The following is a 24183-nucleotide window of genomic DNA, read 5'->3' on the forward strand; positions in this document are numbered from 1 at the left end:
TTTATCAGGGGTGAAAATTTTTGCTGTTGATGTTAAAATCAGGATATTATATTTTGTAGACCTTTAATTAATCTGCTTATACCTTCTTGTGCTGTATCTTTTTCCAGGGCACCATAAGCAACGCGCAGATAACATCCATCTTCCATACCAAAGGTTGTAGCTGGAATTACGGCTACTTGATGTTCTTGGATGAGTTTTTTAACTAATTCAAAAGCATCTATCTGAGTATGGACTTTGAGGAAAAAATAGAAAGCACCATCACCGGGGGTAATGCTACACAAGCCTTGTAGACGATTGAGGGAGTTAAGTACAATTTGCCTAACAACGGCGATCGCACCAATATTTTCCTTTAAATACTCCGCTTTTGCCTGTAAAGCGCCTAAAGCCGCATACTGGGATATTACTGGCGGACAAATCAAAATTGTATCCTGTACCTTTTTGACGGCGATCAGTAGATGTTTGGGAATCACCATATAGCCAATGCGCCAACTAGCAAAACCGTAGGCTTTGGAAAGGCTATACAGGGAAATTGTGTACTCGCTACTTCCAGGAAAAGCCCCAGGAGAAACGTGTTTTACGCCGTTATAGGTAAAGTATTCGTAGGCTTCATCGTTAATATGGTAAATACCGCGAGTGCCACAAATTTGATTTACTTGGTGTAATGCTGTTGCAGAATAGACGACTCCTGTAGGATTATTGGGTGAAATTGTGACTATTGCCCGTGTTTTTGGTGTAATTGCTTGAGTAATAGCCTCTGGACGCAGTTGGTAATTTTCATCAGTCTCTACCAATACTGCACAACAACCAGCCATTGCGATCGCCATTTCGTGGTTGAAATAATAGGGCTTATTCAAAATGATTTCATCGCCAGGTTTAGTAATAGCTAAAATGGCATTCATAAACCCCATATTGCTTCCCGCTGTGACAACAATGCAGTTGTCTTCATTGATTTCAATCCCATTAAAGTCTGACAATTTTTTGGCTATTGCTGTCAACAATGGGGGGATTCCCTCTACAGCTTTGTACAGATTATTAGCAGGTTCAGCTAGAAATTTAGGTAATAATTCGATAGCTTCTGGCGGTGGGTTGTAAGAAACAACACCCTGACCTAGAGAAATAGTACCAGGAGAATTTTTAATCAGTTCACCAACCACAGGAATAATCGGCGATTGAACCGCCTGCATCCGAGAAGATAAGTTTGTCATTTGTTATTAGTCATTGGTCATTTGTCATTGGTCATTTGTCATTTGTCATTGGTTATTTGTCATTGGTCATTTGTCATTGGTCATTTGTCATTGGTCATTTGTCATTGGTCATTTGTCATTGGTCATTGGTCATTGGTTATTTGTATTTAACTCCTAACTCCTAACTCCTAACTCCTAACTCCTAACTCCTAACTCCTAACTCCTAACTCCTAACTTGGATTTTGGTTCTATAAATAACACAACTAAAATCCTATCACCAATGACCGTTTCAGTTTCAATTAATTGCCATAAGTAAGTAGGCAGAAATAAACCAAACTATGTTAAGAAAAGTAAACAAGCCTGAAACTCTTACCAATGACCAATGACCAATGACAAAGGACAAATGACGACCCTCGACCGTACGGTTTATTTGCGCCGACCTACTTACTAAGTGGAGACTGACGTTTTCCTGTGATTACCATTTTGACGCCACGGGCTGGTGCGAGGGTAACACCTCGTCGCCTAGGTACTTCTGGTTGATTATCCGCTAGTGCTAATTCATAGCGTGACAGAATTGTTGCTAAGACTAGCTTCATTTCAAATACAGCCAAAGCCTCGCCCAAACAGCGACGCGCACCACCACCGAAGGGTATAAATTCATAGGGAGAAAATTGGCGTTCGAGAAAGCGTTCTGGTTTAAATTGCGTTGGATTGGGATATAAATCTTCACGCTGATGTGTAAGATACATACAGCCAACTACTGATGTCCCAGGCTCTAAGGAATGTCCTAGTAGTTCGACAGGTTCCTGGACAACCCTAGCAAAGGTCAACATTCCCACGGGGTAAATTCGCAAAGTTTCATTGCAAAAAGCTGTGAGATAAGGTAGTCGAAAAATGCTCATCGGGTCTGGTGCATCACCAAGTTTATCTATTTCTTGGAGCAATTTTTCTCGAATTTCTGGCTTTTGCTGAGTCCAATACAAACCCCAAGCCATTGCTGTGGCGGTGGTTTCATGTCCAGCAAACAATAGAGTCATCAACTCATCGCGCAATTCTTGATCTGTCATCGGATTTCCCGCTTCATCTTTGGCTGACATCAGCAATGAGAGGATATCAATGCGATCTTGATCGGTTTGTTCCCGGCGTTCCGCAATTTCTGCGTAGATCAATTCATCGATTTTCTGTCTATCTCGGACAAATTTTCCCCAAGGACTCCAAGGACCTAAATCTGTTTGTAAGAAGCGGAAAAACAGGAAGCTAGAACTCAAAGGTGAGTTAAATAAATCTAACATCAATACTAATTGACGCTTTAGTTTTTCGCTACGTTCCCCTTCATACAAGCCAAAAACAGTCTGTAATATAACTTGTAGGGAAATCCCTTGCATTGCAGTACGAGCCGAAAATGCCTTGTCTGTTGGTAATTGACTCAAAACTTTTGCTGTCAAATCACAAATTAACTCACCATAAGCTCGCATTCTATCGCCATGAAACGAAGGCATGACCAATTGTCGGCGCTGTCTGTGGCGCTCGCCTTCTAGCATAACAATAGAATAGTTCCCTATTAAGGGTTGCAAAATTTTATTTTCTTGACCAAGGGCTGCAAACTTCTTTCTATCGTTGGTTAAAAGTTCTTGAAGTCCTTGGGGATGGTTCACGAATACTAAAGGATGTCCCGAAGGAATCACTTTAGTAGTGAAAATGTCAGGATATTGTTTGGCAGAACTTTCCATATATCCTATAGGGTCAACAACCCACTGGAATTGCTGCAGGAAAGAAGGCTTGGTCAGAAGATTGGGTAATTTCATTTGATTTTTAATTGCGAATTCAACTCATATCTATCATAACTATTTAATAGCTTGATTATACAATTTATTTAACTTATTTATCGAGTCTGAATATGTCTGTAAATAGCTGCTATGTTCCGCGCATCATCAATCCCCCGATGGTGTGTACCGAGCAATTCTATACCCAAATGTTGCAGCGCTTGTGCCATACCAAATCTGTGAGATGTGCCTAAATACTCCGAAAATTCTTTTTTGATATTTCTGTGTTCTGCTCCAAAAGGTAATGATATATTATGAAACTTACAATCTTGCTTAAATTGGTTTTTATCGTAGTCTCCCCAAGAACAGAAAATATTGTTAGGAAATAAATCTATCCATTTTTTAAACTTAGCTATTGTCTCAGAGAATTGAGGAGCGTTTTCTACATCTTTTTGAGTAATTGTCGTTAATTTTGTACAAAATTCTGTCAAGTTTGGGTGTCTTGTCGGTTTGATGAACTGTTGAAACTCCGAATCAATTTCCCAGGTTTCTCGATTGAGCATTACTGCACCAATTTCAATGATTTCCATTTCGTGCCGAGCAATACTGTTATCATCACAGCAGGTGGCTTCTAAATCGACTACGAGAAAATAGTTTGTCATTTGTCAAGCGATTTAAAAGGTTTGAGCCAGGAAAGTTGTAAAGCGATATCTAGGGCGATCGCAGCTATCACAAACCATAATATACTTTCAACAGCTAGCACAAAATAAGGTACAATTGGTTCTCGATAATCTAAGCCAAGTTGAATTTGGGTTAAACCCCGCACCAAGCCAAAAGCTAGTACAGCACCAGCTTTCAACTGCGGATTTTTATCAGTCCGCATGATATAGCGGTAGGTGACGCCAAACAGCAAGCCAGAAAAGCCAGCGATCGCTGCACTCAGCAAAAACTGTAAGTTAACTGGGTAAATTTCCAGCGTTGGGAGTGTTGAAAAATACAATTTTAGCACTAAATTATTCAACAAACTGGTGATAAAAAAGGCTAAACTCAAAGAAAAACCCCCAATTATGCCAGCCTTGAGCGATTCAAAGCGTTCTGCCATTAATTGAGTATCAGAAATTACTTTCACCTTTTGCAACACCTTAACTAACCCTGCGGAGGAATCAACTGCCCTTTCCCAGTATGATAAATATTAGAAACGTTTTGTAAATTCACATAAAAGTAGGGACTATGGAGATTTTGACATTGGGTTGGGTATCATTGCTGGTTGTGTTCACTTGGTCAATTGCAATGGTAGTTTGGGGTCGTAACGGACTATAGAAGAATCGTGGAAAGTCCATTCCTGAGTATTTTGGCTTTAGTAGCCCTTGTGCTGCTCTTAGCAGCCACCGGTGGTATTGGCTATTTGACACTAGCAGATTGGCGCGATCGCCGTCGTCGAGAAGAAGAAAAACGCATGACTCGCACCACCACTCCCAAGCGGCGTTGACATTACCAATTGGTAATAGCCTGCACTTTGCTGCTTTGGGTCTAAGTAATTAAACTTAGGGTGAGAGTTCGCGACCTCTACAGGTCATTCCGTTATAGGTGGTGTTACGCCATCCATAACGGAATTACGAATTAACAATTATATCATGTTTGGTAAATTACCAATAATAAAAAACCCCACCCCTAAGCAGATGCTGCTGGATTGGGGATTGCACTTCTCTGCGAGACGCTACGCGAACGGCTCCGCTCAGTGACCAGGGATTGGGGATTGGGGATTGGGGATTGGGGACAAATGACAAATGACAAATGACAAATGACCAATGACCAATGACCAATGACAAATGACAAATGACCAATGACCAATGACCAATGACCAATGACCAATGACCAATGACCAATGACAAATGACAAATGACCAATGACCAATGACCAATGACCAATGACAAATGACCAATGACCAATGACCAATGACCAATGACCAATGACCAATGACCAATGACCAATGACCAATGACCAATGACCAATGACCAATGACCAATGACAAATGACTTAGATGCTCAAAGCAGCATAGCCAAAAGTAGCATTAAATTTTCGGCACCAAATCGCCACAGATTTAAATTCCTCTAGCTTGATATTCTTAGCTAGAACATAGCTTTGAGTACCGCTTGTTTTTTGTAAACGAGCAATACTGACATAATCTTGATCTTTAATCCCAGATATTGGTGGTTTCTCAGAACGATAGAGAATTACAAATAAATCGGGACCTTCATTAGTTTTGAAGCCTTGATCAAACTCTAGGTAACGTTTACCGTTTTTGGTGATAACATTGACTTTTCCTTGAGTCGGTTGTTCTCCAGCTTGAAATTTTCCAGATTCTACAACAGAACTAGCGATGGTTGTTGCAGATGGCGTCTGAGTCTCTATCTTATTGGAAGCTGCTTGTTGGGCACAGCCTAACATGACAAAAGGAATGATTGCAACAGATACTAGATGCTTCAACTTCATAGCTTTAGCGTCCTCAAATTCAGGTTTAAGGAAAATTTACACCCTCGCAACCTTAACTAAATTAATTTAAGGTAAGAATCTATTTAAATTTTCTTCAGATTTATATCATAAAATCTCTTTCCCAGTCCCCAGTCCCCAGCGATGCACTGAGCTTGCCGAAGTGTCCCCAGTCCCCAGTCCCCAGCGATGCACTGAGCTTGCCGAAGTGTCCCCACCCCAGTCCCCAGTTCCCAGTCGCTATTTTGCCGCTAGGTAATGGATAATGGGGAATACAGTGCTGTTGTGCGATCGCTTCCTGATTTCTACCATGATATTTTGAGGAATACCGATAAAAATGCTCAGGTTAATTAGAGAAATTTCCCAAGATTTATACCAATTTGTCATTAAAACTCTGACTTTCTCCACCGCAACCAATCCCACTAAATGGCTGCTAGCAGTCAGGCGTATTTACTTAACCCTAGCGTTAATACTTACCATTAATGTCGTATATGTCACTTCTGCGGTAGCAGAGAATTTGTCTGGTGATTTGCTCAAGCAACCAGCTATACAAATTACAGTTAGCTTAGGTAATGCAGCTAACGAACTTAAGTTTGAACCCAATAGCCTAGAATTTTTGGCTGGTAAACGCTATGCACTGCATCTCAAAAATCCCAGCCAACTGAAACACTATTTTACTGCCAAAGATTTTGCCGATGGCATCTGGACACAAAAAGTTGATGCTGGCAAAGTAGAAATTAAAGGAGCCATCCACGAACTGGAATTGAAGCCTGGTAGTGAAGCAGAATGGGTATTTGTGCCACTCAAGACAGGAAAATATGGCTTAAGATGTACAATAGCAGGACACACAGAAGCAGGGATGAGGGGAGAGATTGCCATCCGTAATTAAAAAAGGCGATCGCATTTTGTCCAAATCAGGACTTACGCACGGACTACGATTTTATGTCATTATGAGCGAAGCGTTCGCGCAGCGTTCCCGTAAGGTAGTAATCGCAAAGCTTGATTGTTTCTCACGAGTGCGTAAGTCCTACAAATATGAGCGATCGCCTTTTTTCGGTTGTCTATTGGTAGGCTAGATAGTACAACACTGAGACAAAAAATGAGCTAACTTAAATATAGATATTATTTGTCAACTAACCTAGAAAAACATAGACACTTAACCCGGACATTCTATAAATCATAATTTACCATGAACATTTTCTCTCACTTGCTTGCTCAAACAACTCCGCAGACTCCTGCAAAAAAACAACGCCGAGGTATTGAAATTAAATCGCCGCGTGAAATTGAAATTATGCGGCAATCAGCTAAAATAGTGGCAACTGTGCTTAAAGAAATTTCCGAACTAGTAAAGCCAGGAATGACCACAGCTGACATAGATGCTTATGCGGAAAAACGCATCCGCGAAATGGATGCAACACCAAGCTTTAAGGGATATCACGGTTTTCCGGGTTCTATTTGCTCTAGTATTAATAATGAAGTTGTACATGGTATCCCTAGTGCCAAAAAAGTGATTCGGACTGGGGATGTATTAAAAGTAGATACAGGTGCTTATTACCAAGGCTTTCATGGCGATTCTTGCATTACAATTGCTGTAGGTGAAGTGACGCCAGAAGCTGCTAAATTAATTCGCGTAGCTGAAGAAGCTCTGTATAAAGGCATTGAACAAGTGAAAGCGGGTGTATACCTACTTGACCTAGCTGGTGCAATAGAAGACCATGTAAAAGCCAATGGCTTTACTGTAGTTCAAGAATTTACCGGACATGGCGTAGGTCGTAACCTCCACGAAGAACCTTCAGTATTTAATTTTCGCACTCATGAAATGCCAAATGTCAAACTACGTCCGGGGATGACCTTGGCTATTGAGCCAATTTTGAATGCTGGCTCTAGACACACACGGACATTATCTGACCGTTGGACAGCAGTTACTGTGGATAATTCTCTATCGGCTCAGTTTGAGCATACTGTATTGGTGACAGAGACTGGCTATGAGATTTTAACCGATCGCACCAAAGTTTAATCGGCTGGTTGCAAAAATCATTAAAAAAATATCCCATCTGTAGGGTGCGTCAGCAGCAAAAAATCCTGGACATCGCCAGAAATTAATTATTGGTACTGACGCACCCTGTACTAAGGGAATTTGGGATAAGGGATAATTTATCAACCATCTCTCATCAAATAGTATTATTTGGTTCTTCCAAAAATGTCAGTTCGCAATCCATTACTGCACCACTGGGAAGCTTTACACTGACGCTATTCAACCTGTTTGGATATAAATCGACGATAAAAATTAAACCTAGAAATTTATGTTGTACTGGCTTGTTAGCAATGTAAAATTTAGTAGCAGATTGAATATCCATCTGTTTTACTGTTAGTTTATCTAGATTTTGCCTTGACTATAAAATATAACCTATTTTACAACCATTTTCAGGTAAATAGACCACGCTTTTGGGGCGCAAGGCCTTGGCTTTTGGGGCGCAAGGCCTTGGCTTTTGGGGCGCAAGGCCTTGGCTTTTGGGGCGCAAGGCCTTGGCTTTTGGGGCGCAAGGCCTTGGCTTTTGGGGCGCAAGGCCTTGGCTTTTGGGGCGCAAGGCCTTGCGCCCCTACGAATATCTGTGGTTCAAATGAATGAAAATCGCTGTAATTTATCTAGCAACTATGGTATCTTGTTCACGAGCTGCGACAACGAGAACTAAACAAAGAATAGCGATCGCTTTTTCCCATTCGTCCCTTACCTTGATATCTTCGACACCATCAAACAGTCCCACCAAGCGGGGAATAGAAGCTTCTAAAGCTGGACGAGGTACGGGACGGTGTAATTCTACGAGGCGAGTTAAACTTTCTTGATGATGGAGAAAACCAACCACCCATTTTGTTGTATGGTCTGGACTATCAGGAACCCGTTTGACGCCTAACTCATTTTTAAGCCAGTTGTAAAAAGGTGGTAGTTCTTTAGCTAAAACTGCTCCTGCTGTGGGTAAGGTTTCTTTCAACAAATTTATGTTTAAGCTCTCTAGTTCTTGCTTAAGTTGTGGGGAATTCAGCAACTCATTGAGTGGTTTTGAGAGGATAGTTTCTAGTTCAGTCTGGGAATAATCTACGTGTTGGGTGAAAGTTGAAAGTAGTGACGACATTTTTCAGCACTCCAGAAATAATTAATTATTATCTGTTTTTTTCTCTGGTTTTTGCTAATTTTCTCACGTTGAGCGAATGAAGTCAAAAGTTAGGAAGACCGATAAATTCCTTCGTTGCTAATCAGCGACTCATAGCAAAAATCTGTTCAGCCGTGAGGGGAATGTTCAGAAATAATCTAGAATCAATGCGATCCTGTCCGCGAAACACCTTTGGGGCTAAATACTCTCCATCTTCAAGGTGGTAGATTGTAATCGTCGGCTGCTTGGGAGAGCCAATGAAGCGAATACCACCAAAAGCAGCATAGTCCACAATGATGTACTCTAAAACGCCCAACTCCTCTCTTCTCTCCGAGAGGCTGCGCCAACGAGACGCTACGCGAACATATTCAGCAAGTTTGGTCAGATAGTCGTCCTTCCAGTTGTTGCTAACGACCTCAATGATTCCCGGTGGTGGAATATATGCAGCAGCAGAACTAGAAATAGTTTTCATCCGCTGCCATTCTTCCCTAGCAAATATGATAATATCTGCTTTGCGACTTTTTTCCTTTTCTGGTGGTGTTGACTTCAGCCGAACCTGCTTAGACTGTCGCGACACGTAAGGTAGGTCATTTTCTTGGCAGTGATTTTCGAGGTAGGTACACAGCCGGTGGATCAAATCCTCATGATTTGCATTTGGTTCTGTTGACACTCCTTAGCCTTTAGGCTAAGGATTCTTGGTTCAACGAGTCCACTTAGCCTAGACCCCTTGCGGTATCTAAGCCAGAGGTGGTTCTCTCCCCTAGCGTTAACTTTTGGTCTGCCCGACCATAGTTGCACATAGTGCAAAATTTGTTTGCAGTTTAATGCTGTTAGTCTAGTACCTGTAAATCTTTTACCTACTTCCAGGCGATACTAGAACTACGAAGTAGAACCCCATAGATTTAGTTGTCTTGGCGTAGCCTCTCCCTTTGGGAGAAGGTGCAGCGTCTACTTGTTAGGTAGCAAATGGGTTTTTTATGTGGTTGATTACCCTTCCACAAAGCCCATTATACCAAAAGCCGTCGTAGAACGACGGGGTTTTAGACCCAGATTTTTGATAATGGCACAGGAATTCCATCTAATAGCTCAAACTCTCTACCTGAACCATCGTCCCAGGTAAGAAACTCTTCAAAAGTCAGTGGTTGTGTGACGCTTGCGTACATCACCCGCGCTCCATTGCTGACGTGTACTTCAATGCTATCAAAATGTACAGCTTTTACAGCAATTTTCACTCATTTGAACCACAGAGCTTCGTAGGGGCGCAAGGCCTTGCGCCCCAAAAGCGTGGTCTATTTACCTGAAAATGGCTGTAATAAAAAATCGTTCCCTAATCAAACTAAGGAACGATTTTCAAAGGTTAAAATTGGTAATTATTAAGCCTTTTTCAACCAGCTAAACATAGCGCGTAAATCTTTACCTACTTCCTCAATGGGATGTTCAGCTTCTTGACGACGTAAAGCAGTAAATCCTGGTTTACCAGCTTGGTTTTCCAGAACAAATTCCCGTGCAAATTGTCCTGATTGAATTTCGCTGAGAATCTTCCGCATTTCGGCTTTGGTTTGCTCAGTCACAATCCGCGGACCACGGGTATAATCGCCATACTCAGCCGTGTTAGAAATGCTATCGCGCATTTTGGCTAAACCGCCTTCCACAACTAAGTCAACAATCAATTTGACTTCGTGTAGACATTCAAAATAAGCCAATTCTGGTTGATAACCTGCTGCGACTAAAGTCTCAAATCCAGCCTTGATTAAAGCACTTAAACCACCGCATAATACTGCTTGTTCGCCAAACAAATCTGTTTCAGTTTCTTCCCGGAAAGAAGTTTCCAGAACACCGGCACGAGTACCACCAATACCTTTAGCATAAGCCAAGGCGCGATCGCGTGCCTTACCACTAGCATCTTGATAAACTGCAAATAGCGCAGGTACACCTTCCCCTTGTTCATAAGTCCGGCGTACCAAATGTCCTGGCCCTTTGGGTGCTACCATCACCACATCTATGTTTGCGGGTGGTACAACTTGACCAAAGTGAATATTAAAGCCGTGAGCAAAAGCTAGAACATTACCTTCTTCTAAATTTGGTTCAATTTCGTTTTTGTAAACTGCCTTTTGCACTTCATCAGGCAATAAAATCATAATCACGTCAGCAGCATTAGCAGCATCGGCAACATTTTTCACCGTTAAACCTGCAGCTTCCGCTTTGGCTACTGACTTACTGCCAGGATATAGCCCGACAATGACATTTACACCACTATCTTTCAAATTCAGGGCGTGGGCATGACCTTGCGAACCGTAACCGATAATCGCCACGGTTTTTCCTGTAAAAAGGTCTAAATTTGCATCTGTGTCATAATACATCCTGGCCATAGAAGCATCTCCTGTCAGCAAGCATTCTCATTAATTGGCAGACTTTTGATTGTACCGCAAATTGAGTAACCAATTATTGGAAGTCCCTAAATTAGAATTTAATTCCCAATTGCCCATTAAATCCACGAATAGAATTATAACCAGCACCCACAAAAATATGATCCGTAGCACCTATCTGAACACCACCAGAAAACGCCACACCTTTATCGTTTGAATATAGTCCTACTCCTACATAAGGAGAAATCAGTGGTAAACTCAGAAATTTGAGAACATCTACACCCGTCAAATCCTTAGGCCCTCTACCTAACTCTACACCCAAATTCAAAGCCCTAGCCCCCACAGCATAGGTTGTATCACCATCGTTCCCACCCACGGAGACCCAAGGTTGTGGTAAAAGTTGAGCGGATGCTTGATTTGGGGCGAATAAAGCTAATAAACCTAGTGATGTAATTAGTGTTTTGGCAATAATTGCTTTTTTCATATAAATATGTACAAATGGGAAATATGGTCTCAAATCCAGTCCGATTAAATAGTAGGGAGATGAGGGAGTAGTGAAAAATTCCTCCTCCTCATCCCCCTCATCGCCGGGTAAAATACTAGTTTTTACCGTCGTTGTAGGGGCGCAAGGCCTTGCGCCCCTACTTGCGCCCCTAACGACAATCCTAGTTTACTAGGCAATCAGACTGAAATTACTAGCAGCGAGGGTAATATCAGGATTGCCTAAACGGGCGAACTCAAATACCGTTCCTGTACCCAGAACATTGCCATCCTGATTATAGAATAAACTACCACTACTTTGACTAAACACAATCCGCGCATCGCTGGCGTTGACGAATTCATCATCACTAACAACTGCAAAGTCAGTCAAAGCCTGACCCACAGTATTAGTCACAGCATTGAAGGTGGTTTTACTCAAGACAATATTGTCAAGTCCCACATCAAACTGGGTGATGTAATCAACACCTAAACTGCTGGTAAACACACCATTACTTTGGAACAGATATGTATCGTTCCCGGTGCCACCTGTGAGAATATCATTACCATTACCTCCCCACAGAACGTCATCACCTCCTAACCCTTGCAGTTGGTCATTACCGTCACCGCCAATTAGGGTATTATTCAAGGTATTACCGGTGATACGGTCATTGCCTGTGCCACCTGTGACGTTTTCGATCACGTTGTTGGCAGAGAAAATGAGTTTGAGATTACTGTTAACTGTTTGTGATGTAGTCACACCCAAATTGACATTCACAGCAGCAGTAGTACCAGTAAAGTTAAGAGTATCAGTACCACCTGTGGTGGTTTCTGTAATTGTATCCGTTCCCAAGGCACTAGTAGCTACGAAAACATAGGTATCATTTCCATCCCCACCTGAGAGAATGTTATTGCCACTATTACCTTTGAGGATGTTATCTCCTGCATTCCCTGTACCGTTAATGGCTGCTGTTCCTGTTAACGTGAGGTTTTCGACGTTGGCGGGTAGGGTGGTGGTAACGGAGGCTGTGAGGGTATCGGTGAGAGTTGTGGTAACAGTTGTGGTTGTTCCCAGGCTAGCATTTGTGGGAGATGTCAGCGTCAGGGTAAAGGTTTCATTGGCTTCATTAATCGAATCATTGAGAATGGGAATATTGATGACTTGACTGGTAACACCAGGGTTGAAAGTCAAAGTTCCCGTTGTGCTGGTGTAGTCTAAACCCGCTGTAGCTGAACCGTTAGCAGTAGCATAGTTAACGGTAATAGTTTGGCTACTTGCGTTTGAAAGAGTAACGGTATAACTTGCGTTTTGAGGACTGGTGTTACCTTCAACTAGAGTCTGGCTAGCGCTGAGGTTAATTGTGGGCTGGAAGTCATTATTCAGAATGGTTCCAGTGACAGCGGTTGTCGTCCCAATGTTGTAACCTGTTCCGGTTGCTAAAGTTAAAGCAACGGTTTCATCACTTTCATATGTGGTGTCTGGTGTCGGGTCAATTGTGAGCGTTGCAGTGCTAGAACCTGCAGCAAAGGTAATTGTACCAGTTGTGGCTGTGAAACTGGCAGCACCAATTTGGGTGTAGTCGTTGTTGAAGGTCGCAGTTCCGCCTACATTATAGTTTACGGTGAGGGCATTGGCGATGAAACCGCTTCTGGTGAAGGTGTAAACTAGGTTGGTTGTGCCGTCTTCAGCTACACTACTGGGCGCGATCGCTAAAGTAACTGTGACATCATCATTGAGAATGCTTCCAGTGACAGCGGTTGTCGTCCCAATGTTGTAACCTGTTCCAGTTGCTAGAGTTAAAGCAACGGTTTCATCAGTTTCAACTGTGGTGTCTGCTGTCGGGTCAATGGTGAGCGTTGCAGTGCTAGAACCTGCAGCAAAGGTAATTGTACCAGTTGTGGCTGTGAAACTGGCAGCACCAATTTGGGTGTAGTCGCTGTTGAAGGTCGCAGTTCCGCCCACATTATAGTTGACGGTCAGAGCATTGGCGATGAAACCGCTTCTGGTGAAGGTGTAAACTAGGTTGGTTGTGCCATCTTCAGTTACACTGCTAGGCGTGACTGCTAAAGTAACGCTGGTATCATCATTGAGAATGCTTCCAGTGACAGCGGTTGTCGTCCCAATGTTGTAACCTGTTCCAGTTGCTAGAGTTAAAGCAACGGTTTCATCAGTTTCAACTGTGGTGTCTGCTGTCGGGTCAATGGTGAGCGTTGCAGTGCTAGAACCTGCAGCAAAGGTAATTGTACCAGTTGTGGTGGTGAAACTTGCAGCACCAATTTGGGTGTAGTCGTTGTTGAAGGTCGCAGTTCCGCCCACATTATAGTTGACGGTTAAGGCATTGGTTGTGACACCAGTCCGGGTGAAGGTGTAAACTAGGTTTGTTGTGCCGTCTTCAGCTACACTACTGGGCGTGACTGCTAAAGTAACGCTCGTATCATCATTGAGAATGGTTCCAGTGACAGCGGTTGTCGTCCCAATGTTGTAACCTGTTCCGGTTGCTAAAGTTAAAGCAACGGTTTCATCAGTTTCAACTGTGGTGTCTGCTGTCGGGTCAATAGTTAAAGTGGCTGTAGTTGCACCTGCAGCAAAGGTAATTGTACCAGTTGTGGCTGTGAAACTTGCAGCACCAATTTGGGTGTAGTCGTTGTTGAAGGTCGCAGTTCCGCCGACATTATAGTTGACGGTGAGGGCATTGGCGATGAAACCAGTCCGGGTGAAGGTGTAAACTAGATTGGTTGTGCCATCTTCATTTACACTGCTAGGCGCGACTGCTAAAGTAACGCTGGTATCATCATTGAGAATGCTTCCAGTGACAGCGGTTGTCGTCCCAATGTTGTAACCTGTTCCAGTTGCTAGAGTTAAAGCAACGGTTTCATCAGTTTCAACTGTGGTGTCTGCTGTCGGGTCAATGGTGAGCGTTGCAGTGCTAGAACCTGCAGCAAAGGTAATTGTACCAGTTGTGGCTGTGAAACTGGCAGCACCAATTTGGGTGTAGTCGTTGTTGAAGGTCGCAGTTCCGCCTACATTATAGTTTACGGTCAGAGCATTGGTTGTGACACCAGTCCGGGTGAAGGTGTAAACTAGATTGGTTGTGCCATTTTCAGTTACACTGCTAGGCGTGACTGCTAAAGTAACGCTGGTATCATCATTGAGAATGCTTCCAGTGACAGCGGTTGTCGTCCCAATGTTGTAACCTGTTCCAGTTGCTAGAGTTAAAGCAACGGTTTCATCAGTTTCAACTGTGGTGTCTGCTGTCGGGTCAATGGTGAGCGTTGCAGTGCTAGAACCTGCAGCAAAGGTAATTGTACCAGTTGTGGTGGTGAAACTTGCAGCACCAATTTGGGTGTAGTCGTTGTTGAAGGTCGCAGTTCCGCCCACATTATAGTTGACGGTTAAGGCATTGGTTGTGACACCAGTCCGGGTGAAGGTGTAAACTAGGTTTGTTGTGCCGTCTTCAGCTACACTACTGGGCGTGACTGCTAAAGTAACGCTCGTATCATCATTGAGAATGGTTCCAGTGACAGCGGTTGTCGTCCCAATGTTGTAACCTGTTCCGGTTGCTAAAGTTAAAGCAACGGTTTCATCAGTTTCAACTGTGGTGTCTGCTGTCGGGTCAATAGTTAAAGTGGCTGTAGTTGCACCTGCAGCAAAGGTAATTGTACCAGTTGTGGCTGTGAAACTTGCAGCACCAATTTGGGTGTAGTCGTTGTTGAAGGTCGCAGTTCCGCCCACATTATAGTTGACGGTCAGAGCATTGGTTGTGACACCAGTCCGGGTGAAGGTGTAAACTAGATTGGTTGTGCCATTTTCAGTTACACTACTGGGCGTGACTGCTAAAGTAACGCTGGTATCATCATTGAGAATGCTTCCAGTGACAGCGGTTGTCGTCCCAATGTTGTAACCTGTTCCAGTTGCTAGAGTTAAAGCAACGGTTTCATCAGTTTCAACTGTGGTGTCTGCTGTCGGGTCAATGGTGAGCGTTGCAGTGCTAGAACCTGCAGCAAAGGTAATTGTACCAGTTGTGGCTGTGAAACTGGCAGCACCAATTTGGGTGTAGTCGTTGTTGAAGGTCGCAGTTCCGCCTACATTATAGTTTACGGTGAGGGCATTGGCGATGAAACCGCTTCTGGTGAAGGTGTAAACTAGGTTGGTTGTGCCGTCTTCAGCTACACTACTGGGCGTGACTGCTAAAGTAACGCTCGTATCATCATTGAGAATGGTTCCAGTGACAGCGGTTGTCGTCCCAATGTTGTAACCTGTTCCGGTTGCTAAAGTTAAAGCAACGGTTTCATCAGTTTCAACTGTGGTGTCTGCTGTCGGGTCAATAGTTAAAGTGGCTGTAGTTGCACCTGCAGCAAAGGTAATTGTACCAGTTGTGGCTGTGAAACTGGCAGCACCAATTTGGGTGTAGTCGTTGTTGAAGGTCGCAGTTCCGCCTACATTATAGTTTACGGTGAGGGCATTGGCGATGAAACCGCTTCTGGTGAAGGTGTAAACTAGGTTGGTTGTGCCGTCTTCAGCTACACTACTGGGCGTGACTGCTAAAGTAACGCTCGTATCATCATTGAGAATGGTTCCAGTGACAGCGGTTGTCGTCCCAATGTTGTAACCTGTTCCGGTTGCTAAAGTTAAAGCAACGGTTTCATCAGTTTCAACTGTGGTGTCTGCTGTCGGGTCAATAGTTAAAGTGGCTGTAGTTGCACCTGCAGCAAAGGTAATTGTACCAGTTGTGGCTGTGAAACTTGCAGCACCAATTTGGCTGTAGTCGTTGTTGAAGGTCGCAGTTCCGCCTACATTATAGTTGACGGTGAGAGCATTGGCGATGAAACCAGTCCGGGTGAAGGTGTAAACTAGGTTGGTTGTGCCATTTTCAGCTACACTACTGGGCGTGACTGCTAAAGTAACGCTCGTATCATCATTGAGAATGGTTCCAGTGACAGCGGTTGTCGTCCCAATGTTGTAACCTGTTCCGGTTGCTAAAGTTAAAGCAACGGTTTCATCAGTTTCAACTGTGGTGTCTGCTGTCGGGTCAATGGTGAGCGTTGCAGTGCTAGAACCTGCAGCAAAGGTAATTGTACCAGTTGTGGCTGTGAAACTGGCAGCACCAATTTGGGTGTAGTCGTTGTTGAAGGTCGCAGTTCCGCCTACATTATAGTTTACGGTGAGGGCATTGGCGATGAAACCGCTTCTGGTGAAGGTGTAAACTAGGTTGGTTGTGCCGTCTTCAGCTACACTACTGGGCGTGACTGCTAAAGTAACGCTCGTATCATCATTGAGAATGGTTCCAGTGACAGCGGTTGTCGTCCCAATGTTGTAACCTGTTCCGGTTGCTAAAGTTAAAGCAACGGTTTCATCAGTTTCAACTGTGGTGTCTGCTGTCGGGTCAATAGTTAAAGTGGCTGTAGTTGCACCTGCAGCAAAGGTAATTGTACCAGTTGTGGCTGTGAAACTTGCAGCACCAATTTGGGTGTAGTCGTTGTTGAAGGTCGCAGTTCCGCCGACATTATAGTTGACGGTGAGGGCATTGGCGATGAAACCAGTCCGGGTGAAGGTGTAAACTAGATTGGTTGTGCCATCTTCATTTACACTACTGGGCGTGACTGCTAAAGTAACGCTCGTATCATCATTGAGAATGGTTCCAGTGACAGCGGTTGTCGTCCCAATGTTGTAACCTGTTCCGGTTGCTAAAGTTAAAGCAACGGTTTCATCAGTTTCAACTGTGGTGTCTGCTGTCGGGTCAATGGTGAGCGTTGCAGTGCTAGAACCTGCAGCAAAGGTAATTGTACCAGTTGTGGCTGTGAAACTGGCAGCACCAATTTGGGTGTAGTCGTTGTTGAAGGTCGCAGTTCCGCCTACATTATAGTTTACGGTGAGGGCATTGGCGATGAAACCGCTTCTGGTGAAGGTGTAAACTAGGTTGGTTGTGCCGTCTTCAGCTACACTGCTAGGCGCGACTGCTAAAGTAACGCTCGTATCATCATTGAGAATGGTTCCAGTGACAGCGGTTGTCGTCCCAATGGTGTAACCAGTGCCGGTTGCTAAAGTTAAAGCAACGGTTTCATCACTTTCAATGGTGGTATCTGCTGTCGGGTCAATGGTGAGAGTTGCAGTGCTACTACCTGCAGCAAAGGTAATGGTTTTGCCTGTTCCGGGTGTTGCACCTGTATAATCGCTACTATCGGCAGTCCCAGTGATGCCATAGTTGACGGTGAGGGCGTTGGTTGTCGCGCCTGAGCGGGTGAAGGTGTAAACTAGGTTGGTTGTGCCATTTTCTAGGACACTGGCTGGAGATAAGGCCAGCGTGATGAAGGGTAAACTTGAGTCGGTGCCAATGCTAAGTGACCAACCTCCGGTAATTGTCCCACTATCACCACCACCGTCATCATCGACGACGTAGAGACTCCAAACACCATTGGGATTGGTATTGTTGAATACGGATAAATCTGTCCCGTAAGTACCTCCCGGCGCTGGAGAGTTAAAAGTATCTCCAGATTCAAAATCTGTTGGGAGATAGGTGCCACTCGTTAGTTGTCCTTCATCTGACAAGGCTGCAGTTGCTGATGCATCGAAGGTGAAAGTAACATTGTTGAGGTCGCTTGAGCCACCTACATCTGACATTAAGATGATTTTGGCTCCAGTCGGTCCTACGAGTAGAATATCAATGTCATCCGCCCAAGTATGGTTGAGGTTGGTGAGGGTGACTTTGAGGTTGGCAATATTCCCACTCACACCAGAGACATTGATGGTTGAGGGGTAGGGATTGCTGGCTCCGGAAATCGGGATAGAGATAGCACCGGAGTTACTAAAACTGGCGTAAGTAAGTGCATCAATTTTACCATTGATAAAGTACTGCCCCAAACTGCCGTAATCTGTGTAGCCAGTAGAAAGAGGATCTCCTTTTCCCACCCCATCAATAGCTAAATAATACGTTCCAGCAACGACATTTGTTGTGATACTTGCAGAGAGTAAATCTGTGGGATTAGACGATGCAATTAAGGTACCAGCAGAATTATATAGCTGTGCCAAAATGTCTAGATTTGGTCCGCGACTGAAGGGATTCACTGTCAAGTTAAGCGCACCAGCACCCGTCGAAAAGCTATAGAAATCAATATCTGTATTGCGCTCGATAATGCCACTACCACTCCAAGACGTACCAGAAAGAGTCAGTGATTTTGCTGTGGCAATTGTATTACCAGTATCATCGACTCGGTAGCCAAACCCATTTTGGGTCGTAATAATTTGCAAATCATCTTCAGTATTGTTAGCGGAACTATACTGGCCTTTACTCCACTGGGATAGGTTCTGGGAGTACCCTACTCCCATAATCGGTGCCCAGCCAGTATCCCCACTACCATGTCCTCCGTAATATCCCTGTGTAGGGAGTCCGTCATGTCTGAGTCCCAGAGTATGTCCTACTTCATGAGAGATAGCTTCAGCCGTAGATTTTTCGCCGTCATACAAGCTGTCACTAAAGACGTAGGTGGGAGTATCACTATTCCAGTTGAAAGAATTAAGATAAGCGACTCCTCCAGCTCCAGAACCATACCAATCGGAACTGCTACCGCCGATAGCGACTCGCACACCCCAGCGAGTATCACCAGTCCCACTCTTAATCAAATCATTAATATCTGTTGGCGCCTGAGTTGTGACATTAACATTAAACGGGCTGAAATCCTCAACAACGCGCTGCCAGATATACTGGATTCGTTCAAGTTCAGCTGAGCTAAAAGAAGCTGTATTCCCGTCGAAGTCGTAAGCAGGAGTGAAGATGTTAGTCAGACCTTTGCTTGTGTTCCAGCTAGTACCAGTGGTGGTATGTCCGTTGAAATCTAAATAAATTGTGTGGTTAGCTCCTGCTAAACTGTTGAGGAAGAAAGTTTGAGATAAATCTAAAGTAGCTGATACAGCCTCTACTAACTGTTCCTGTTGATTATTGAATAACTTTGGATCGACTGGAGGAAGCGCACAGGATGAGCAACTACACCCTGTATTGTGTATATCGCTTGAAGGCTGTACAGATTGGACTTCTTCCGTTAAACTATTTCCTAGAACAACGCCAGCAAAATTCGCCCCTTTATTCCCAGACGTGTTGCTCTGATTAACCTGAGCATCAACAAAATTGCCAATTTCCTTTAACAGAAACGCATTAACTGTTTCTGGTTTTGCAGTTGTGACAAAACTAGCAGATAGATAAATCTTGTTAGTGCTACTGTCATAAGTACCATTAGCATTGTCAAGACTGTCACTGAGAATAACTTCAACTTTGGGAAATTGACTAAAATCCCCCGCTTGCCATTGAGAACGGAGATTAGCGGCGACGGTATGATTGTATTGCGTACCAAAAGCAGTCTCGAACAGATTCCAAAAGTTTTCTAAACCAGAAAAATCGCTGAGTTGGTTGTAGATCGGATTGAGGATATTACTCATGAAATGTAGGCTTCCTTATGTGGGGTAACGAATTTCAGTCATTGCAAACTGTGGGCTATAACTCTCAGTCAATTCCCAACCAAAAAATATTCAATTGCAACAGTCAACCCTCAACAGTGAAACGTCAAGGACTTTTTGATGTGAGTATTTGTCTTAGTAGCTGCTGTTTGTTGATTTGGTAAGCGCGTCACTAACCCTTCATTTGTCTCAGATGTAATCCTTTTCTGGATGATGTTTACGAATTCAGAAAAAGTATCGACGACATCTGTTATCTAATGCTTTTCCTAATGCTTTTCTAACTTCTGTAAATGCTGCTGAAAAAAAAATCAATATCCAATCACTGCTGCTGTGAGAAATTCTGCGCTACAGCTTGCACTTGAATTTAGGAAATATGTTGGGGTCAAAGGATTTTGGATACTTCTCTACGTTCGCGTAGCGTGTCGTAGACAGAGGCTACGCCAACGACTTCCCTGCGGGACGCTGCGCGAACGCTCAGTACAAGTTTTGGATTTTGGATTGACCCCGACCACAAGGGTCCAACAATTTTAGATTTTGGATTTTGAATTTTGGATTAAATCTAAAATCTAAAATTCTGCGGAGCCTGCAAGGTGCCGAAACAATCTAAAATCTAAAATTGGCTTGGTCAATAACGTTAACTGATGAGGATCTTATCCTCATTACTCATTTATGCAGCCCTGCTCGAATAGGGTTAGGCGGCTCAAAGCAAGTGGCTTCATTGGTAAAGGCTTGAACTAAATTTACCTTGGCTGACAGATTTTTTGTTTATTCCCTCCTTGCTACTTATTAAAAAATAGGTATATAAAATCACTGTAACTCGCTTATACCCTAAATGTGTGTTATCCATGATACAATTTTCAAGCGAATAATCATCGTCAAGTAGGGCAGGACTTACGCACTAGGCTATTCGTGGAGATCTATGCCCAACCCAAACCCTTGATTTTTCGTTACTCATGCGTAAGTCCTATATATATCAATACAGTTCAGTTAGGCTCGAATGATATACACTGTAGGGGCACGGCATCCAAAATTTTTTCTTCTAATGACAATTTTATTCGTGCCGTGCCCCTACGACAATTTTCCTTAACTGAACTGTATTGCTATATATATTTCCAGCGGATGAAAGCCGTTTCTCTCAAAGGCTAGATGGAATACCTGAGAAATTGGCTCACTATGACACTATGACTTGAAGGGTTAATTAACGGCTGTAGTGCTTTTGAACAAGAGGCAGCTTGAGCTTTTAACAAATGTAGGACATAACAAAATACAATGAACATAATATACGGAGAGCGTAAAATCCTTTCGCGTTTGCTAGCAGTGGTGCTTTCGACATTGCTAACAGTGCCATTGTTGACAAGCTGTGGCGGTGGTTCCCGAACTGCTTCGACACCGCCACCTGTTGATGACACCGTTGGCAGAACAGTCAGTGAACGTAATTTAGAAAATCAACCCCAAGCTAACAAGGGATTGAGTACAGGACAGAAAGTAGCAATTTTGGCAGGCGCCGCGGGACTTTACTACCTCTACAATCAGCATAAAAATGCTCAACAAGAAGGTGTTCAAGGTAAGTACTACCTTTCCAAGAACGGACGTGTATATTACCGCGATGCCGAACATCGCGCCCACTGGGTAACGCCACCATCAGAAGGAATCCGAGTACCTGAATCTGAAGCGCAAAAGTACCGAGACTTCCAAGGCTATAACGGGCGTTCTACAGGTCGGGATCTAAGTGGGATAACTTCCACCTCAGCACCAGCTTTTTAGATCAGCACAGGTCGGACACACCAAATTAAATCACAGCCAATTATATCATGGTAAATGACTTTTTGCAAAAGGCGAAGGATTTTCTCTTAGGCTCAAATGACACTCAAGATCAGCGAGAACCCGAATATCGCGATCGCCAAGTACGTCCAGCCAGCGAAGACCCCTACGGCGACCCCGCAGATCCAGCTTCCTACGGCGATGTTCGCCCAGCCAGCGAAGACCCCTACGGCGACCCCGCAGATCCAGCTTCCTACGGCGATGTTCGTCCAGCCAGCGAAGACCCCTACGGCGACCCCGCAGATCAAAATTTCCGTAACGTCCGCCCAGCGAGCGAAGACCCCTACGGCGACCCCGCAGATCAAGATTACCGCCGTTAACTTCCAGTTCCCCTCCTCGCAAGCGAGGAGGGGTTAGGGCTGGGGTCGCGACCAATTACAGTCTACTCAGTGTTAGAAAGTAAAGGTTGTACGCAAAGTACCAACGTAAACTGTGTCGTTCTTATCGTTGTTCTCAGGATTGAAGATTACCAACACACCAGGAGTAACCAGGATATTGTCGGATAACTTCACCTTATACAGACCTTCTAGGTGATAAGAAGTGCTACCATCTCTACCTGCTTTATCTATGCTACCACCAGTAACTTTGGGTGGTTGACCGAATACCAAGCCCAACACGTTACCTTCTCTACCAAAATCTTTCAAACCAACGGAAGCAGCCCAGTACCAAATATCTGCATCCTTACCCTTATTGGTACCGTTCAAAGCATTAGCAGTCGTGTATCCAGCCCAACCGCTAACAGTCAACTTCTCACTAGCTTGGAAGCTAGCTTCCAGACCGTAGTTGTTGGCTTCAGTTGTAGGAGAAACACCACCTGTTATAAAGGGATTATTGGCAAAGCTACTACCTGTGCTTTTAAACAAGCCAGAACCACTTCTACTTGGGTCAATTAGATAAGTGCGTGCATAGCTAAAAGCAACGCTTAAAGCTTGGTTTGGTTTGAAAGCTACCTGACCGAAGATGGTGCTATCACCGTTGAAAAGGCCATTATCAATTGCAGGATTATTAGCACCATTAGCACCGTTGTTTGTTGCGGGAGCCATATAAGCAGCGCTAAATGTCAACGGCCCTTGAGGAGTAAAGTTAACGGTTATACCGGCACCGTCACCTGCTTGGCGATAAATGGGGCTAAAGCGTCCGTAGCGGGAGAGAGCGCCTGAACCGCTGCTTCTAAAGTCAGGGTTGAAAACGTTAACGTTCTCATTCAACTCAGCACCAGTGGCGTCAATCTTGACACGTATTGAGTCGCTCAGGTTGAAAGCGTAGTTGAGTTTGTCAACTTCAACGCTGTTACTACTACCACCGTCATAACCCAAACGGGTCATGTTAGTACCAGTTGTACCATTGTTGCTGACGATATTCCGAGCTTGCAAACGAGTTTGCAACTGGTCTTTACCAGTGAAGCTGGTGTTGAAGCTCAAACGAACGCGGTTAGAGAAAGTGAGGTTAGAATCCAAGTTATTAGTTGGAGTACCAGAACGAACCGCTTGTTTATCGCCAAAAGCCTGAGATACGCTAAAAATTGCTTCCCCAGACAACTTGGTTGTAGTGGAGAACTGATTCGCTTCCAGTTGGGCGGTGCGGGCTTCTAGAGCATCAACTTGACCGCGCAGGGTTCCCAACTCCGCAGCAAATTCTTCTTGTAAACGCTGTAAAGTGGTTAGGTCTTGTTTGTTAACCAAATCAGCGCTAGCTGTGGCAATTAGTTCATTAACCCGATCTAAACACGCATTCAAACCGGCGGCAAATTCATAACGGGTTAAGGCACGATTCCCACGGAAAGTGGCGTTGGGATAACCTGCAATACAGCCATAGCGCTCAACTAAGGATTGCAAAGCTTGGAATGCCCAATCTGTAGGCTGTACATCCGAAAACTGGGAAACGGATGTAATTTGAGCCATGCTGTTAGACTCTTGAGACAGTTGGGCAACAGTTGTTGTTTTTTCGTTAACTTCACCAGCCAAAGCGCTGTTAGCAGCTACAAATGTCGCAGCTACAACAAGTGGACTGACCTTTACAAGATTCCAGAATGCTTTTGTCATCATTTTACTCTCACTCACACCTATTCTCAATTATAAAATTTCCCGATTTTTTTTGAAACTGGGAAATTTTACTCATGACCTCTTGACTCATCATAGTGACGTACTCCACACACTCCCTTTCAGGTGAGTGTGGGCTTCTCAGCGACTCTTCCATGAAGACATTGACTGAGCTTTAAGACTGTGCTAACCACGGTTCTTTGGTTAAGCCAAACAATTAGCTTTTATTTTAATAGGCTGCTTTTCAGCATTTAATTGGATTACACCTACTGGTTAAAATTATATCAAATATTTTGAAAAAAAAACAAGAAAGTGTTCATTCCTCACCGACCAACATTGCTGATTTCGCTATGCTCAATTTCGCTCGTTGGTCAATTCGTCACTCACGCGCCATTCATCCCACGCTCATTCGAGTGAGCGTGGGGCTTCTGTCGGGAAAGCTAAAAGA

At 43.9% G+C, this 24183-nt stretch carries 22 protein-coding genes; 7 read left to right on the plus strand and 15 right to left on the minus strand.

The annotated features are described in order from the left end of the window. Nucleotides 1–38: 38 nt before the first annotated feature. Nucleotides 39–1205 carry a pyridoxal phosphate-dependent aminotransferase gene (locus HEQ19_29650; GenBank protein WYM03027.1) on the minus strand — a complete coding sequence of 389 codons (1167 nt, stop codon included), beginning with the start codon at nucleotides 1203–1205 and terminating at the stop codon, nucleotides 39–41. Here HEQ19_29650 and HEQ19_29655 point away from each other — a divergent pair. Then, nucleotides 1199–1369, plus strand: coding sequence for a hypothetical protein (locus tag HEQ19_29655; protein ID WYL98142.1), 171 nt, complete (start codon nucleotides 1199–1201; stop codon nucleotides 1367–1369). The genes HEQ19_29650 and HEQ19_29655 overlap by 7 nt on opposite strands. 255 nt (nucleotides 1370–1624) lie before the next feature. Here the strand turns inward: HEQ19_29655 and HEQ19_29660 are convergent, their stop codons facing one another. From HEQ19_29660 to HEQ19_29670, 3 genes are all read right to left on the minus strand, one after another. Next, nucleotides 1625–2989: a cytochrome P450 gene (locus tag HEQ19_29660; protein ID WYM03028.1), complete on the minus strand. Its 1365-nt coding sequence runs from the start codon at nucleotides 2987–2989 to the stop codon at nucleotides 1625–1627. 77 nt (nucleotides 2990–3066) lie between these two features. Beyond that, complete coding sequence (locus HEQ19_29665; GenBank protein ID WYM03029.1) at nucleotides 3067–3609, minus strand: 3'-5' exonuclease; 543 nt, start codon at nucleotides 3607–3609, stop codon at nucleotides 3067–3069. Next, nucleotides 3606–4049, minus strand: coding sequence for a hypothetical protein (locus HEQ19_29670; protein WYM03692.1), 444 nt, complete (start codon nucleotides 4047–4049; stop codon nucleotides 3606–3608). The genes HEQ19_29665 and HEQ19_29670 overlap by 4 nt, the downstream gene beginning before the upstream one ends. 128 nt (nucleotides 4050–4177) lie before the next feature. On the opposite strand from HEQ19_29670, the gene petN reads away from it, so the two are divergent. Together petN and HEQ19_29680 are read left to right on the plus strand one after the other, a co-directional pair. Next, the gene (gene petN, locus HEQ19_29675) at nucleotides 4178–4267 is read left to right on the plus strand and encodes a cytochrome b6-f complex subunit PetN (GenBank protein ID WYM03030.1); all 90 of its coding nucleotides are present in this window, start codon (nucleotides 4178–4180) and stop codon (nucleotides 4265–4267) included. A gap of 7 nt (nucleotides 4268–4274) precedes the next feature. Further along, a complete protein-coding gene (locus HEQ19_29680) occupies nucleotides 4275–4436 on the plus strand; it encodes a hypothetical protein (GenBank protein WYM03031.1) in 162 nt (53 codons plus the stop codon). 246 nt (nucleotides 4437–4682) lie between these two features. Here HEQ19_29680 and HEQ19_29685 read toward each other — a convergent pair whose 3' ends face one another. The 3 genes from HEQ19_29685 to HEQ19_31500 form a co-directional block, all read right to left on the minus strand. Continuing rightward, nucleotides 4683–4979: a hypothetical protein gene (locus HEQ19_29685; protein ID WYM03032.1), complete on the minus strand. Its 297-nt coding sequence runs from the start codon at nucleotides 4977–4979 to the stop codon at nucleotides 4683–4685. Between the two features lie 5 nt (nucleotides 4980–4984). After that, complete coding sequence (locus tag HEQ19_29690) at nucleotides 4985–5440, minus strand: DM13 domain-containing protein (protein WYM03033.1); 456 nt, start codon at nucleotides 5438–5440, stop codon at nucleotides 4985–4987. Between the two features lie 83 nt (nucleotides 5441–5523). After that, nucleotides 5524–5655, minus strand: a complete 132-nt coding sequence (locus tag HEQ19_31500) for a hypothetical protein (protein ID WZI67063.1) — start codon at nucleotides 5653–5655, stop codon at nucleotides 5524–5526. A gap of 119 nt (nucleotides 5656–5774) precedes the next feature. Here HEQ19_31500 and HEQ19_29695 point away from each other — a divergent pair, with 119 nt between their 5' ends. Together HEQ19_29695 and map are read left to right on the plus strand one after the other, a co-directional pair. Next, a complete protein-coding gene (locus HEQ19_29695) occupies nucleotides 5775–6326 on the plus strand; it encodes a plastocyanin/azurin family copper-binding protein (GenBank protein WYM03034.1) in 552 nt (183 codons plus the stop codon). A gap of 300 nt (nucleotides 6327–6626) precedes the next feature. Next, nucleotides 6627–7454, plus strand: coding sequence for a type I methionyl aminopeptidase (gene map, locus HEQ19_29700; protein WYM03035.1), 828 nt, complete (start codon nucleotides 6627–6629; stop codon nucleotides 7452–7454). A gap of 154 nt (nucleotides 7455–7608) precedes the next feature. On the opposite strand, the gene HEQ19_29705 is transcribed toward map, so the two are convergent. The 7 genes from HEQ19_29705 to HEQ19_31510 all read right to left on the minus strand — a co-directional run bounded on the left by HEQ19_29705 (nucleotide 7609) and on the right by HEQ19_31510 (nucleotide 19857). Continuing rightward, entirely contained in the window at nucleotides 7609–7794 is a 186-nt protein-coding gene (locus HEQ19_29705) for a hypothetical protein (protein ID WYM03036.1), read from the minus strand. A gap of 285 nt (nucleotides 7795–8079) precedes the next feature. After that, the gene (locus HEQ19_29710) at nucleotides 8080–8568 is read right to left on the minus strand and encodes a hypothetical protein (GenBank protein WYM03037.1); all 489 of its coding nucleotides are present in this window, start codon (nucleotides 8566–8568) and stop codon (nucleotides 8080–8082) included. A 121-nt stretch (nucleotides 8569–8689) separates the two neighbouring features. Then, nucleotides 8690–9256, minus strand: a complete 567-nt coding sequence (locus HEQ19_29715) for a Uma2 family endonuclease (GenBank protein ID WZI67064.1) — start codon at nucleotides 9254–9256, stop codon at nucleotides 8690–8692. 370 nt (nucleotides 9257–9626) lie between these two features. Continuing rightward, nucleotides 9627–9818: a hypothetical protein gene (locus HEQ19_31505; GenBank protein WZI67065.1), complete on the minus strand. Its 192-nt coding sequence runs from the start codon at nucleotides 9816–9818 to the stop codon at nucleotides 9627–9629. A gap of 141 nt (nucleotides 9819–9959) precedes the next feature. Then, nucleotides 9960–10955, minus strand: a complete 996-nt coding sequence (gene ilvC / locus HEQ19_29725) for a ketol-acid reductoisomerase (GenBank protein ID WYM03038.1) — start codon at nucleotides 10953–10955, stop codon at nucleotides 9960–9962. Between the two features lie 91 nt (nucleotides 10956–11046). Further along, nucleotides 11047–11436: a hypothetical protein gene (locus HEQ19_29730; GenBank protein ID WYM03039.1), complete on the minus strand. Its 390-nt coding sequence runs from the start codon at nucleotides 11434–11436 to the stop codon at nucleotides 11047–11049. A 189-nt stretch (nucleotides 11437–11625) separates the two neighbouring features. Next, nucleotides 11626–19857, minus strand: a complete 8232-nt coding sequence (locus HEQ19_31510; protein WZI67066.1) for a Calx-beta domain-containing protein — start codon at nucleotides 19855–19857, stop codon at nucleotides 11626–11628. 1287 nt (nucleotides 19858–21144) lie between these two features. Here HEQ19_31510 and HEQ19_29755 point away from each other — a divergent pair. After that, a complete protein-coding gene (locus tag HEQ19_29755) occupies nucleotides 21145–21639 on the plus strand; it encodes a hypothetical protein (GenBank protein WYM03040.1) in 495 nt (164 codons plus the stop codon). A 47-nt stretch (nucleotides 21640–21686) separates the two neighbouring features. Further along, complete coding sequence (locus HEQ19_29760; GenBank protein ID WYM03041.1) at nucleotides 21687–22016, plus strand: translation initiation factor; 330 nt, start codon at nucleotides 21687–21689, stop codon at nucleotides 22014–22016. A 72-nt stretch (nucleotides 22017–22088) separates the two neighbouring features. Here the strand turns inward: HEQ19_29760 and HEQ19_29765 are convergent, their stop codons facing one another. Continuing rightward, on the minus strand, nucleotides 22089–23738 hold the full coding sequence (locus HEQ19_29765; GenBank protein WYM03693.1) for an iron uptake porin: 1650 nt from the start codon (nucleotides 23736–23738) through the stop codon (nucleotides 22089–22091). Between the last annotated feature and the right edge of the window lie 445 nt (nucleotides 23739–24183).

Origin of the sequence: Gloeotrichia echinulata CP02 (assembly GCA_038087035.1) — a bacterium.
Lineage (GTDB): Bacteria > Cyanobacteriota > Cyanobacteriia > Cyanobacteriales > Nostocaceae > Gloeotrichia > Gloeotrichia echinulata.

Coding starts and splice junctions, on each gene's coding strand:
- HEQ19_29650 (WYM03027.1), bottom strand. CDS start 1,205: ATGACAAACTTATCTTCTCGGATGCAGGCGGTTCAATCGCCGATTATT.
- HEQ19_29660 (WYM03028.1), bottom strand. CDS start 2,989: ATGAAATTACCCAATCTTCTGACCAAGCCTTCTTTCCTGCAGCAATTC.
- HEQ19_29665 (WYM03029.1), bottom strand. CDS start 3,609: ATGACAAACTATTTTCTCGTAGTCGATTTAGAAGCCACCTGCTGTGAT.
- HEQ19_29670 (WYM03692.1), bottom strand. CDS start 4,049: ATGGCAGAACGCTTTGAATCGCTCAAGGCTGGCATAATTGGGGGTTTT.
- petN (WYM03030.1), top strand. CDS start 4,178: ATGGAGATTTTGACATTGGGTTGGGTATCATTGCTGGTTGTGTTCACT.
- HEQ19_29690 (WYM03033.1), bottom strand. CDS start 5,440: ATGAAGTTGAAGCATCTAGTATCTGTTGCAATCATTCCTTTTGTCATG.
- HEQ19_29695 (WYM03034.1), top strand. CDS start 5,775: ATGCTCAGGTTAATTAGAGAAATTTCCCAAGATTTATACCAATTTGTC.
- map (WYM03035.1), top strand. CDS start 6,627: ATGAACATTTTCTCTCACTTGCTTGCTCAAACAACTCCGCAGACTCCT.
- HEQ19_29705 (WYM03036.1), bottom strand. CDS start 7,794: ATGGATATTCAATCTGCTACTAAATTTTACATTGCTAACAAGCCAGTA.
- HEQ19_29710 (WYM03037.1), bottom strand. CDS start 8,568: ATGTCGTCACTACTTTCAACTTTCACCCAACACGTAGATTATTCCCAG.
- ilvC (WYM03038.1), bottom strand. CDS start 10,955: ATGGCCAGGATGTATTATGACACAGATGCAAATTTAGACCTTTTTACA.
- HEQ19_29730 (WYM03039.1), bottom strand. CDS start 11,436: ATGAAAAAAGCAATTATTGCCAAAACACTAATTACATCACTAGGTTTA.
- HEQ19_31510 (WZI67066.1), bottom strand. CDS start 19,857: ATGAGTAATATCCTCAATCCGATCTACAACCAACTCAGCGATTTTTCT.
- HEQ19_29755 (WYM03040.1), top strand. CDS start 21,145: ATGAACATAATATACGGAGAGCGTAAAATCCTTTCGCGTTTGCTAGCA.
- HEQ19_29760 (WYM03041.1), top strand. CDS start 21,687: ATGGTAAATGACTTTTTGCAAAAGGCGAAGGATTTTCTCTTAGGCTCA.
- HEQ19_29765 (WYM03693.1), bottom strand. CDS start 23,738: ATGACAAAAGCATTCTGGAATCTTGTAAAGGTCAGTCCACTTGTTGTA.